General features: G+C 64.4%; 11 protein-coding genes. 4 read left to right on the top strand and 7 right to left on the bottom strand.

Annotation, left to right across the window (positions count from 1 at the left end):
- Positions 1 to 611: 611 nt before the first annotated feature.
- The 4 genes from F562_RS0106710 to F562_RS18330 all read right to left on the bottom strand — a co-directional run bounded on the left by F562_RS0106710 (position 612) and on the right by F562_RS18330 (position 4,213).
- Positions 612 to 1,265 (bottom strand): fasciclin domain-containing protein, encoded by a 654-nt coding sequence (locus F562_RS0106710; protein ID WP_018156172.1) that lies wholly within the window; start codon positions 1,263 to 1,265, stop codon positions 612 to 614.
- Between the two features lie 115 nt (positions 1,266 to 1,380).
- Positions 1,381 to 2,970: a molybdopterin-dependent oxidoreductase gene (locus F562_RS0106705; protein WP_018156171.1), complete on the bottom strand. Its 1,590-nt coding sequence runs from the start codon at positions 2,968 to 2,970 to the stop codon at positions 1,381 to 1,383.
- Between the two features lie 41 nt (positions 2,971 to 3,011).
- A complete protein-coding gene (locus F562_RS20080) occupies positions 3,012 to 3,452 on the bottom strand; it encodes a hypothetical protein (RefSeq protein WP_018156170.1) in 441 nt (146 codons plus the stop codon).
- A complete protein-coding gene (locus F562_RS18330) occupies positions 3,449 to 4,213 on the bottom strand; it encodes an alpha/beta hydrolase (RefSeq protein ID WP_018156169.1) in 765 nt (254 codons plus the stop codon). Before F562_RS18330 ends, F562_RS20080 begins: the two co-directional genes overlap by 4 nt.
- A gap of 135 nt (positions 4,214 to 4,348) precedes the next feature.
- Between F562_RS18330 and F562_RS0106690 the strand changes: the two genes are divergently transcribed.
- Both F562_RS0106690 and F562_RS0106685 read left to right on the top strand, forming a co-directional pair.
- Entirely contained in the window at positions 4,349 to 5,200 is an 852-nt protein-coding gene (locus F562_RS0106690; protein ID WP_018156168.1) for a lysophospholipid acyltransferase family protein, read from the top strand.
- Positions 5,201 to 5,322: 122 nt separating this feature from the next.
- Positions 5,323 to 6,672 (top strand): class II 3-deoxy-7-phosphoheptulonate synthase, encoded by a 1,350-nt coding sequence (locus tag F562_RS0106685; RefSeq protein WP_026181065.1) that lies wholly within the window; start codon positions 5,323 to 5,325, stop codon positions 6,670 to 6,672.
- A 3-nt stretch (positions 6,673 to 6,675) separates the two neighbouring features.
- On the opposite strand, the gene pknB is transcribed toward F562_RS0106685, so the two are convergent.
- A complete protein-coding gene (gene pknB, locus F562_RS0106680) occupies positions 6,676 to 8,574 on the bottom strand; it encodes a Stk1 family PASTA domain-containing Ser/Thr kinase (RefSeq protein ID WP_018156166.1) in 1,899 nt (632 codons plus the stop codon).
- A gap of 72 nt (positions 8,575 to 8,646) precedes the next feature.
- The gene (locus F562_RS18325) at positions 8,647 to 9,648 is read right to left on the bottom strand and encodes a LysM peptidoglycan-binding domain-containing protein (protein WP_051080158.1); all 1,002 of its coding nucleotides are present in this window, start codon (positions 9,646 to 9,648) and stop codon (positions 8,647 to 8,649) included.
- Positions 9,649 to 9,812: 164 nt separating this feature from the next.
- Between F562_RS18325 and F562_RS0106670 the strand changes: the two genes are divergently transcribed.
- The gene (locus tag F562_RS0106670; RefSeq protein WP_018156164.1) at positions 9,813 to 10,199 is read left to right on the top strand and encodes an Rv2175c family DNA-binding protein; all 387 of its coding nucleotides are present in this window, start codon (positions 9,813 to 9,815) and stop codon (positions 10,197 to 10,199) included.
- A 21-nt stretch (positions 10,200 to 10,220) separates the two neighbouring features.
- Here F562_RS0106670 and F562_RS0106665 read toward each other — a convergent pair whose 3' ends face one another.
- A complete protein-coding gene (locus tag F562_RS0106665) occupies positions 10,221 to 11,306 on the bottom strand; it encodes a polyprenyl synthetase family protein (RefSeq protein WP_018156163.1) in 1,086 nt (361 codons plus the stop codon).
- A gap of 67 nt (positions 11,307 to 11,373) precedes the next feature.
- Here F562_RS0106665 and F562_RS0106660 point away from each other — a divergent pair, with 67 nt between their 5' ends.
- Entirely contained in the window at positions 11,374 to 12,249 is an 876-nt protein-coding gene (locus F562_RS0106660; protein ID WP_018156162.1) for a methylenetetrahydrofolate reductase, read from the top strand.
- Positions 12,250 to 12,273 lie beyond the last annotated feature (24 nt).

Raw genomic sequence — 12,273 nt, 5'->3', positions numbered from 1 at the left:
CCGCCTACTCGACCAGCGTTGGTTCGCGTTGGTCGAGCCGGTCGAGTAGTCCCATCTCACGTCGGTCGAGCCGGTCGAGGCGTGAGCCGAGGCCGTGTCGAGACCTGGGTGGGTGGTCTCGATACGGCGGGTCACTGCGTTCCCGCCTACTCGACCGGCGTTGGTTCGCGTTGGTCGAGCCGGTCGAGGCGTTAGCCGAGGCCGTGTCGAGACCTGGGTGGGTGGTCTCGATATGGCGGGTCACTGCGTTCCCGCCTACTCGACCGGCGTTGGGGTGGCTTAACGTCGGTCGAGTAGTCCCATCTCACGTCGGTCGAGCCGGTCGAGGCGTTAGCCGAGACCGTGTCGAGACCCGTGGTGGGTGGTCTCGATACGGCGGGTCACTGCGTTCCCGCCTACTCGACCGGCGTTGGTTCGCGTTGGTCGAGCCGGTCGAGGCGTGAGCCGAGGCCGTGTCGAGACCCGTGGTGAGGTGGTCTCGATTTGGCGGGGTCACTGCGTTCCCGCCTACTCGACCGGCGTACGGGCCGTAGACAGCAGTCAGGGCCCTGCTCACCGGAGTGAGAGGGCCCTGACCTGCGGGTCGGACTATGTGCGCCTGCGGGTCGGAATTACTTGGCGGGCATGAGCACCGAGTCGATGATGTAGACCGTGGCGTTCGCGGTCTGCACGTTGCCACAGGCAACCTTGGCGCCTGCAACGTCGAAGTCGGGCTTGCTGCCGGACACCGTGACGGTGTCGCCAGCGAGGGTCTTGTGCTCACCCGCGAGGTCTGCCGGGGCCAACTTGCCCTTCACCACGTGGTGGGTGAGCAGACCGGTCAGCGCCTTCTTGTCGCCGAGGACCTTGTTGAGGTCGGCCTCGGGGATCTTGGCGAAGGCGGAGTTCGCCGGGGCGAAGACGGTGATGTCCTTGCTGGTGTTCAGGGTGTCGACAAGGCCGGCCTTCTTCACGGCGGTGACCAGAGTCGAGAGGTCCTTGTTGTTGCTCGCAGCGGTGGCAACCGGGTCCTTGGCCATGCCGGCGAACGAGCCAGCGCCATCTGCCGGGACAGCCTTGCAGCCGGGACCAAACTCAGCGTTGTCCGCGGAGGCGGCCTTCGAGGACTCGGCAGGAGCCTCGGAGGACTTCTCAGCAGCGGCGGGGCTGCTTGCGGCTGCGGTGTCGCCAGCTCCTGTACTTTCCGAGGACTCGTCGCCACCGCAAGCGGAGAGCGACAGGGCGAGGATGGCGCTGAAGGCCAGGGCGGTGGTCGTGCGCTTCATGGTGTTGCTCCATTCGAGGAAGTTCTTGCGGAAGATACATACGGTGTTCGGAGCCCGGTGGGATCCGGATTGGATTGATTGGCAACGAATTTCAAGCCGTTGGCAATCGGGTCTACTAGTCAACGATGACGGCGATTTCGTGCCATCCGGAGGCGCCGTCGGGGAAGGGCTTGGCACGATCTTTGGTCTGGGTTTTCTCGTCGTCGCCGTAGCGGCACCGGGCGAACACGCGGTACGTGCCCGGGGTGGCCTCCCAGGGGAACCACCACTGCCGCCAATAGTCGATGTTGACCTCGGGGCCGAGTTTGGCGGCCTTCCATGGGCCATCGTCGATCTTGACCTCAACACCCGTGATTCCTTGACGCTGTGCCCACGCGATCCCTGCGATGGGCACGGTTCCCGCAGAAACGGTTGTCAACGGCTCCGGGGTATCGATCCGCGCCATGGGCTTGATTTCCCCGTCGATCGACCACTTGCGTTTGGTCCAGTACGCCTTGTCCTTGTCGAAGGTGGTCACGGTCAGGCGGGTAACCCACTTGGTCGCGCCGACGTAGCCGTACAGCCCGGGTGTGATCAGACGGGCCGGGTAACCGTGGTCGCGGGGGAGCGGCTCGCCGTTCATGCCGACCGCCAACAGTGCTCCGCGGTCATCCTGCAGAGCCTTGAGCGGCGTCGAACAGGTATATCCATCAACGGAAGTGGACAGCACTTGGTTGTTTCCCGAGCGAGGCTTCGCCCGCTCGAGAAGGTCGCTTACAGGAATTCCCATCCAGCGCGCTGCACCTGCGTACTGGCCTCCGACCTCGTTGCTGACGCACGTCATGGTGATGTCGCTCTGGATGAGCGGCATGTCGAGGATGTCCTGGTAGGTCAGTTCGTACGGATTCTCCACGTCGCCATCGATTTTCAGCGTCCACTCGTTCTCGTTGACGGTGGGAACCGTGAGATTGATGTCGACCCGGTAGAAGTCAGAGTTCTTCGTGCGGAATGGCGTGATGCCCCGAATCTTCTTTTCCAGTCCCTCCGGGAGCTTGGCCAAGATGTTGCTCGGGTCGGGAAGTGTGCCCGAAACGCGTTGTGCCGCAGTGATGATCTGCTGTCCAGCGGCGCCCGCGGCAACTCCGATGACGGCCATCGCGGCGCCGATACCGGTCGACTTAAGCAAGATGCGGCGCGATGGCGTAACGCCCGAGGCCTCGGATGACTCATCGGAATTAGTGTCTGCACCCTCAGAAGTGGCGGCTTCACTCTTAGAGCTATAGGCGAAAAGCGCTGTCATGCAAGCGATTCCCACCGCGGCTGTCACGAGTCCCGGAAGGACCGCGATGATTCCTGCAGTCGGGCTCAACATGGCGGCAACTGTTGCGGCCAAGGTGAGCACGGCGAGGACGGCGATGCCCAAAACAGGTCGGCGGCGTGCGAGCAAACCCGCGATGGCGCCCAGGAGCAAGGTGACGATCGCGACGGAACCGACAAGGATCAGCTTGTCCATGTCGCCAAACGTGCGAATCGCCCATGTTTTCAGCGGCGTTGGTGTGTTGTCGATGACAACGGACCCGACCGCTAAGACCGGGGATGACTCTGGTCGGATGAGGGCCGCGACGAGATGGCCGACGCCAGCGCCCGTCACGGTGGCAATGACACCGAAAATGGCGGCCCGGAATCGACCGACCGCGGGCGTGCTGGCTTCAGTCGACGTTTTCATGGGTGGTGTTCGTAGCGAACACCACCCCGGATGGGTGTGCGCTAGAGCACTGCGCCATCGACGTCATCGTCCCAATCGTCCCGTCGGGACTCCGGCTGCCGCAAGAACACCAAGACGAGACCGGTCAGGGTGACGATGACAGCCAGTGCCCACCAGAGCGGCCGCGCGTATCGATCGAAGAAAAAGAGGTAGAGCAGCCAGCCCATTCCGCCGCCTAGACCCGCGAGCGCACCCCAGAACCCCAGGTCGCCGCTCGGCAGGGGGCGTGGCGCGTCGGGCACGAACTCATCCTCTTGATCCAGGATGCTTTCGCCGGTGGGGATGCGCCACTGGCTAGGCAGGGCCGCAACCGGGTCGGGTGCGGGGTCCTCGGGAGGTGTCTGCTCTGGCGAGTCAGGAGGTGTCCAGCCGTCCTCGTGGAGACGAGCGACGATCGCATCGAACTCGGCATCCTCCCCGTTCGGGCTGTCAGCCGTAGTCATTCGCTGACATCCTCTCTGTCGCTGACGTGAGCGATGAAAGCAGTGAGTTCGTTCAGGATGAGGTCGGCATCGTGGTCGAGGGTAGCGACGTGGAAGGAGTTTTCCAGGACGACCTCACGAACGGCGTGGCTAGAGATGCGCGACAACAGCAGCTCGGCATTGCTCGGGTCGACCACATGGTCCACGCGGGAGTGCAGCAGAAGCACCGGCTGCGTGACTTGGGGGAGGTCACGAGTGACCTTGGCCCATAGTTCCGTGGCGGAGTGCAACGCCCGTAACGGGGTTCGCGGGTAGGCACCCTCGCGGACACCAGGCTTCTTGATGTCATCGCCGATGGCTGCGATCGACGGTGTGAGGTGCTTGAGAACCGGCAGTGCCTTCAACCGCCAATCAGTCATGCGATAGGCGGGATTGATGAGTACGAGTCCTGCGACCTGCTCGCCGTACTCCTCGGCCAAGAGAGTCATCAGGCTGCCGCCCATGGATAGGCCTACCAGGATGACGTCGTCGCAGCGATCCCGAAGCTCGAGGAATGCTGCGGCTACTTCGGCGTGCCACTCGTGCCACGTGCGCTGGTTGAGGTCCTGCCAGGTGGTGCCGTGGCCGGGAAGGCGCGGCATGCGTACGGTCCAACCAGATTGGGCGCAGTGCTCGGCGATGCCGCGCATCGACGAGGGGCTTCCCGTGAAGCCGTGACATACCAAGACGCCCGTGCGTGATCCATCGGCGCTCAAGGGTTCGGCCCCGGGGAGGATGCTCATGCCTGCATCCTCCCACTCCCAGCGGTGAGGTCGAGAGGTGACGTAGAGTTCAGCCGTCGAGTGACATGAAGCGGCAATGTGAACATCTGGAGAGCCACTGCCAGGTGCGGCAGTTGCGATCCGCGGGAGGCGTGCTTGTTCTACTGGGTTCTGAAGAAGATCATCCTGGGCCCGATCCTCAACTTGCTTTTCAAGCCATGGGTCGATGGCGAAACGAATGTGCCAGAAACCGGCGGGGCGCTCCTGGCGAGCAATCATCTGTCTTTCTCTGATTCGATCTTCCTGCCGCTCGTCGTGGATCGGCGGATCACCTTTCCAGCCAAGGCCGAATATTTCACCGGAACGGGCGTGAAAGGCCGCGCCACAGCGATGTTCATGCGCGCTATCGGGCAGATCCCGGTTGATCGTTCTGGCGGCAAGGCCAGTGAGGCGGCGCTCAATTCTGGGCTGCGCGTCTTGGCCAAGGGGGAGCTCCTGGGGATCTATCCGGAGGGGACCCGGTCGCCGGATGGCCGGCTCTACAAGGGCAAGACCGGCATGGCGCGCATGGCGCTAGAGGCCGGCGTTCCCGTGCTGCCGGTGGCCATGATCGACACGGATAAGGCCCAACCCACAGGCCAGGTCATCCCCAACATCATGCGGGTCGGCGTCCGCATCGGAAAGCCCATGGATTTCTCTCGCTACCAGGGCATGGAGAACGACCGGTTCGTGCTGCGGTCCATCACCGATGAGGTGATGTACGAACTGATGTTGCTGTCTGGGCAGGAGTACGTCGATGTCTACGCGGCATCGGTCAAAGACCGGCTGACCGGCAAGGTCAAGGAGATCGGCGGGGGCGCGGCTGCGCTCGGGAAGAGCCTCACCGAGATTGGCCGACGAGGAAACTCCGCGGACGAGGGGGCCGAACTCCCGGACATCGCCGAGTTCGCGGATGACGACCCAGATCATCGGCCAGATTCTTCGGGAAATTCTGTGGGCGGGTCTTAGAAGATTCCACCCAGGGCGGTTGCCGCCCGGCCATGCCGTGTCCACGCCATGGGAGCGATGTCAGGAGGCGGTAGAGCGCCAACTACCCTGTGCGGGTGAGTACGACGGCTTCCTCCCACGACATCACTTCTGGCGACATCACGGGCGCGCAGTTGCAGTGGCCTGATCTCCCTGCTGCGCAACAGCCCGAGTGGCCGCAGGATGGTTCGGTCGAACGAGTTCGCGAGACACTGGCGGCCCTGCCGCCGCTGGTTTTCGCTGGTGAATGCGATGTTCTCAAGTCGCGACTGGCCGACGCCGCGCGAGGTGAAGCCTTCCTCCTGCAGGGCGGCGACTGCGCGGAAATGTTCGAGTCTGCGACCGCCGACAACATCCGTGATCGTATCCGGACCCTGCTGCAGATGGCGGCCGTCTTGACCTACGGGGCGAGCACGCCGGTCATCAAGGTGGGCCGCATTGCGGGCCAGTTCGCCAAGCCGCGGTCCAAGAACACCGAGACCCGCGGCGATGTGACGCTGCCGGCCTTCCGTGGCGATATCGTCAACGACTTCGCCTTCACTCCTGAAGCGCGCCGTCCCGACCCGGAGCGCTTGCTCCGGGCGTACCACACCTCGGCATCGACGCTGAATCTCGTGCGAGCTTTCACCACCGGTGGATTCGCGGATCTGCGCCGAGTCCATGAGTGGAATCGTGGCTTTATCGCCAACTCCGCCTACGCGCGGTACGAGTCCATGGCCCGGGATATCGACAACGCCATGAAGTTCATGACGGCATGTGGCGTCGACTTCGAGTCGACTCCGCTGTCCGCGGTCGAACTGTTCTCCAGCCACGAGGCGTTGTTGCTCGACTACGAACAGCCCCTGACGCGCATCGACTCGCGCACGGGCGATGCGTACGCCGTGTCCGGCCACTTCGTGTGGGTGGGGGAGCGCACCCGCCAGCTCGACGGCGCGCACCTCGACTATGTTTCGCGCATCAAGAACCCGGTTGGTGTCAAGGTCGGGCCGGACGCTGACCCGGACGAGATTTTGCGCATCATCGACCAGGTCGACCCCGAGCGGGAGCCGGGACGCCTGACCTTCATCACGCGCATGGGTGCGGGGAAGATCCGGGAGCGGTTGCCGCGTCTGGTCGAGAAGGTCACCGAGAGCGGCGCTCCGGCGGTGTGGGTGTGCGATCCGATGCACGGCAACACCTTCGAGTCGGCGTCTGGTTACAAGACGCGCGAGTTCGACGACGTGGTCGATGAGGTCCGCGGTTTCTTCGAGGTCCATGGCTCGCTGGGCACCATTCCTGGCGGCATTCACGTTGAGTTGACCGGCAACGACGTGACCGAGTGCCTCGGCGGTTCAGAGAAGATTCTCGACGCGGATCTTGCGACCCGTTACGAGTCGGCCTGCGACCCTCGCCTCAACCATCAGCAAAGCCTGGAGTTGTCGTTCCTGGTTGCGGAGATGCTCAGCGCTCGGTAGCCGTCACACCACGGTGATCTTGATCTTCGTGCCCTTGCGCACGGATGTTCCTGGGCTTGGGGTCTGACCTCGTACGGTGTCCAGGACGCCACCGAGGAACCGGGACACATCAACGGTGAAGCCTGCGCCTTCGAGGATCTTGCGGGCCGATGCGGTGTTCTTGTTGATCACGCTCGGTACCTTGACCATCTCAGGGCCTTTGGAGATCGTCAGCGTGACCGTGTCGCCCCGAAAAACGGTGCCGTTGCTGGGCTCTGAGGAGATGACGTCGCCCTTGGGCACTGAGTCGTGGTGCTTCGGCTCGGCCATCTTCACCTTGAGGCCGAGCTCAGTGAGGGTGCTTTCGGCAGCCTGTTGCGATTGATTGCTGACGTCGGGTATCGAGATCGGTTCGCGACCCTTGCTGACGACCAAATCGACCTTTGCCCCTGGCTTGAGGTCGTCACCTCTACCGGGGTCCGATGAGATGACCGCGCCCTTGGCCACGGTCTCGCTGAACTCCTGCGTGACCTTGCCCACCGCGAGCCGCGCATCGGTAATGCGAGTGGTCGCCTTGTCCTGGGTCGCGCCTACGACCTTAGGAACGCTGAGCCGCTCGGGACCACGAGACACCCGAAGGGTGACCGGGTCCGAACGGCGCTGATCGGCACCAGCCTTGGGCGAGGACGCGACCACGCGGCCCTTGGGCACTGACTCGGAGAAGACCTCATCGACCTGTGCGGAAAGACCCGCTTGGTCGAGCGCATCAATCGCCTTACCTTGAGGTTGACCTTGAATGTTGGGGATGGTCGATGCGCTCCCGGGGCCGAGGCCAAACCACCAGCCGGCTCCGCCGACGACCAGGACGAGTGCGGCCAGGCCGCCGACCAATCGTCGGCCGCCGGTTCGGCGCGGGCGTGCCGCTGGCGTTGCTGGTGCCGCGGCAGGCGGTGCACTCTTGCGGCCGTGCCGGAGGTTGTTCGTCGAGACGCCGGAGATTGCCTGCGTACGGCCATCGGTGCCGTCGGCGCTGTGGGGAGCCAGTCCAGCGGGGAGTTGGTCAAGGTCTTCGCCGCTGAGCTGCGCGCGGGTCGCGCGGACCTGTCGCAGCATCTCAAGAGCATCATCGGGGCGCTGCTCCGGTGATTTTGCGGCCCCGAGGGCCACCAAGACGTCTAGTTCCGCCGGGACGCCAGGCAGCACCGCACTCGGGCGTGGCACGTCGCCGTGGACGTGTTGATAGGCAACGTGAATCGGACTGTCGCCGGAGAACGCCTTCTGCCCCGTCAGCATTTCGTGCAGCAACAACGTGGCGGAGTAGACGTCGGACCGCTTGTCGGCGCGCCCGTGCTCGACTTGCTCTGGTGCGAGATAGGCGGCGGTGCCGAGCAAGATGTCGTGGTTGGTGGTCAGCGTGTCAGTCGTGAGAGCTCTGGCCAGCCCGAAGTCGGCAACCTTCACGGCGCCGTCATGGCTGATCAGGACGTTTTCTGGCTTGACGTCGCGATGCACGGTGTCCGCGCGGTGTGCAGCACCAAGAGCTTGAAGCACCTGATCGAGGAGGTCGAGCGCGGCGCGTGGCGTCAGAACACCTTCGGTACGGATGAGCTCCCGCAAGGTGCGCCCGCGCACCAGTTCCATCGCGAGGAAGACGCGCGTACCGTCGCGGCCCTGGTCGAAGACTCCGACCACGTTGGGGTGGGAGAGGCGGGCGGCGGCGCGGGCCTCACGACGGAACCGGGCGACGAACTCATCGTCCTCGGCCAGGTCGGTGCGCATCACCTTGAGCGCTACTTCGCGGTCAAGGCGGGTATCCATGGCGATGTAGACCGAGGCCATCCCGCCCTTGGCGAGGTAGCCGCGCACGACATAGCGCCCGTCGACCGTTTGGTCGACGAGGGAGTCGTGGGGTGGCGTGGACACGCAGGTGAGTCTACGGAGCCAACCGCCCCTGACCGGTCAGGTCAGGCCCGGCATGGCGAGGGTCGGAGTGCCCTAGAAGCGCTTCATGTGCGCTTTGACGTTGGCGACATAGTCCTTGGTGTCAGGAAACATCCCGTTCTTCTCGACGCTTCCGAGCCCTTGGTAATAGCCCGCGATGGCGTCCTCAGATGAGCCTGCGTGCTCGGTGAGCCAGCGAAGAAACACGACTCCGGCCGTCACATTGTCCGTGGGGTCCATCAGGTCAAGGTCGCGACCGACCAGCGACGCGCACCACGGTCCGGTGCGTGGCATGACCTGCATGACGCCCACCGCGTTCGCAACGGATACCGCACGCTGGTTCCACCCTGACTCTTGCCATGCGATGGCGAGCGCCAACTTGGGGTTCACGCCGTACTGCTGGGCAGTGCGGGTGACCAGGGCGCGCGTGGCGCTGCGGGAAGGGACCTCGGCGTGCCGAAGAGCCTCGCGATTGCGCGCAGCCTGCGCGACGACCTCGTTTGGGTAGGTCCGCCCCAAGAACGTGTTGTTCTTGGTTGACGTGGGCGATTTCGCCGTGGGTTTCGATGCGGGTTTCGGCTTGGCCGGGACTCGAATTTTGGTGCCGTGCTTGAGAAGTCGAGGATCGGAGATCCGGTTGGCCTTCAGCAGCGCGCGCGGTGTGGTGTTGAATTTGCCCGAAATGCTGTATGCCGTCTCACCAGGCTGGACTAGGTGAGTACGTGTCCAGCGAGTGGGTGCTGAAGCCTTGGCTGCCGCGCGTTTCGGCTGCGTAGGTCGGGTCGCCGGTGCGGTGCTGCGCTTGGGGGCTGCGCCGGGAACTTTGATGGTGCGGCCGGTGGTCAGGTGGCGTGGGTCCGCGATCTTGTTCTTCGTGACCAGGCTTGCGACGGTGGTCTGATGTCGTGCCGCGATCGCTACCAGGCTGTCGCCAGGCCGAACCGTGTAGTCGTGCCAGGTCCGGCCGTCCTTGGCGCCATACTGCGATTGGACCGCCGCAGGGTGATCTGACATCAGGTGCGTATTTGCAGGTGGGGAATAGTCCAGTGGAGCCATAGGGGTTCCTTCCGGTTGCGTACGCCGCCGTGGGTGCCATCGGGCTCCGCTGGTCCGCGCGGTCCAGCGCGGCGAAGGTGCGCCTTGCACGCTAGTGCGGTCGAAGCGCGGTGCCGAGGAGGCGCGCGGAGCGTGACCCGACCTGCCTCTGGCAGGCTGGGCGGGTGCGCAACGAGAATCCGACCCCCGAAGACCTCGCCGTGGAACGCCTTGTCCAGGAGTGGCTTCCCATTCCTGACCTGGCCGAACAACTCAACATGCCGCTACGTGAGGTGCGTCGGCTCGTGAATGACCGGATCCTCCTGGCTCACCGAGTGGGGGAGCGTCGGGTGATTGCCGTCCCGGCGAAATTCGTGAAGGAAGGCTCGGTTCTTCCCTCAATACCGGGCACGATCACCGTGCTGACCGACGCAGGTTTCACCGATCTAGAGATCCTGACCTGGCTGTTCACTCCGGATGAGACCTTGCCGATCGAGGGTGCGCCGGTCGATATGTTGCAGGCCGGTCGCAAGGCCGAGATCCGCAAACGGGCGCAAGAGCTGGCGTTCTAGCGAGCGGCCGGGCGTACGCGCTCAGGCGGATCGGTCCGTTGCGAGGGTGATGAGTTCGTCGAGCACCGCACGCGGTGCGCTATCGGCGATCGGGGCGTGATGTAGTGCGGTGCGAGCCTTGTCGGCAAGTTCGGCAATGAGTTTCTCGACACTGTCCACGGCTCCCGTCGACCGGATGCGGTCGCGCATCCAGGTGACGTCCTCGTAGGCGAGGTCCGGGGCTCCGAGGAGCGACTCGAAACGCGCCCGGTCTGGCGCGTCTAGCCCGGCCAGAGTGTGCGCAATCAGCACCGTGCGCTTGCCTTCTTGAAGATCGTCTCCGGCGGGCTTGCCTGTCGCGTCGGGATCGCCAAAGACGCCAAGAAGGTCATCCCGCTGTTGAAAGGCCTCGCCGAGCGCAAGGCCATAGGTGCCCAGCGCGCCGAGAAGCGCGGAATCGGCCTGGGCGCACGCCGCTCCGATGAGAAGTGGCTGCTCGACGGTATAGCGGGCGCTCTTGACCCGGGCCACGTGGCGCGCTCGGTCAATGCGGTCCTGCGTGCTGGCACCGTCCCAGCCCAGGGCGGCTTCCAGGACGTCGAGGAACTGCCCGGCCATGAGTTGATTGCGCATGGCATCGAAGGTGGAGCGGCCGGTCGCAAGCTCGGCGACGGGAAGTCCGCTGGTGGCATACAGCTCATCGGTCCAGGTCAGGCACAGGTCGCCGACCAAAATCGCCCCGGCGGCGCCGAACCGATCGGCATCGCCGATCCACGCCTGTTTGTCGTGTTCCAGCGCCAGTCGACGGTGGACGGCAGGCTGTCCGCGCCGCGTGTCGCTGTCGTCCATAACGTCATCGTGGATCAGCGCCGCCGCTTGGAACATCTCCATCGAGGTCGCGGCTTTGATCAACTCGTCGCTGTCTTGGCCCCCGGCTGCGCGATAAGCCCAGTAGAAGAACGCGGCGCGCAGCCTCTTGCCGCCGCTGAGCAACTCGGTTGCCGCGTCGAGCAACGGCTCAGCGGCCGAGCCGACCGGGTCCAGCACGGTTCGCTGGCAGGTCAGCTGTTCGTCGATCGCGGCCTGAACGCGGGCGCGCAGATCGTCAACGTCCAGGGGGTTGCGCACGATCGTTCCTTTGGTACGAGGGCTGGTCACGAGCGTACGTGTTCACCGCCCGCATACGATCACTGGCATGGCTGCGACATCCATCCCGGACCTCCTCAACCATTCCGATCCCTCGTTCAGCTTTGAATTCTTTCCGCCGAAGGACGATGCGTCCGAGGCGGTGCTGTGGGAGTCAATCCGGCGAATCGAGCAGATTGGCCCAGCTTTCGTCTCGGTCACCTATGGTGCAGGCGGCTCGACCCGGGATCGAACGGTGCGCGTCACCGGACGGATCGCCGAGGAGACCACGCTGTTGCCGCTGGCCCACCTGACCTGCGTCGGAAGTTCGGTTGCGGAACTACGACAGATCGTGGGGGAGTTCTCGGCTGTCGGCGTGCGCAACATCTTGGCGCTGCGCGGTGACCCCTCCGGAGGCCTGGGGCAGCCGTGGGTCGCGCACCCCGAAGGCTTGGACCACGCGGACGACCTGGTCACGTTGATCGCCTCGCTGGGGACATTCGATATCGGTGTTGCAGCCTTCCCGGACAAGCATCCCGAATCCCACTCATTGGAGGGCGACGCCGACGCGCTGGTGCGCAAGGCGCAAGCAGGTGCAGCTTTCGCCATTACGCAGATGGTGACGGACGTGGACAGTTATCTCCGATTGCGCGACCTGGTCGATGCTCGCGGGTGCTCGATGCCGATCGTGCCGGGCCTCATGCCCGTCACCCGGTATGGCCAACTGCAGCGCATGGCTGACCTCAACGGGCAGCCTCTGGCGCAGGAGGTCCTTGACCGTCTCGAGGCGGTCAAGGATGACCCGAACGCGGTGCGTCGCGAAGGAATTCGTATTGCCACCGAGCACGGCCGCCGATTGTTGAGTGAAGGCGCGCCAGGCATTCACTTCATCACGATGAACCGGTCGACGGCGACGTTGGAGGTCTTCGCCCGACTTCAAGACTGACGCTTAAGACATCAGGGTTGAGGC

This window comes from Demetria terragena DSM 11295, assembly GCF_000376825.1.
Lineage (GTDB): Bacteria > Actinomycetota > Actinomycetes > Actinomycetales > Dermatophilaceae > Demetria > Demetria terragena.
Note: the sequence above shows the minus strand (reverse complement) of the source record. Positions and strands in the feature narration are given on the sequence as shown.

What these genes read in the sequence shown, in the direction of transcription:
- F562_RS0106710 (WP_018156172.1), bottom strand. Translation starts at nt 1,265, where the DNA reads ATGAAGCGCACGACCACCGCCCTGGCCTTCAGCGCCATCCTCGCCCTG.
- F562_RS0106705 (WP_018156171.1), bottom strand. Translation starts at nt 2,970, where the DNA reads ATGAAAACGTCGACTGAAGCCAGCACGCCCGCGGTCGGTCGATTCCGG.
- F562_RS20080 (WP_018156170.1), bottom strand. Translation starts at nt 3,452, where the DNA reads ATGACTACGGCTGACAGCCCGAACGGGGAGGATGCCGAGTTCGATGCG.
- F562_RS18330 (WP_018156169.1), bottom strand. Translation starts at nt 4,213, where the DNA reads ATGAGCATCCTCCCCGGGGCCGAACCCTTGAGCGCCGATGGATCACGC.
- F562_RS18325 (WP_051080158.1), bottom strand. Translation starts at nt 9,648, where the DNA reads ATGGCTCCACTGGACTATTCCCCACCTGCAAATACGCACCTGATGTCA.
- F562_RS0106660 (WP_018156162.1), top strand. Translation starts at nt 11,374, where the DNA reads ATGGCTGCGACATCCATCCCGGACCTCCTCAACCATTCCGATCCCTCG.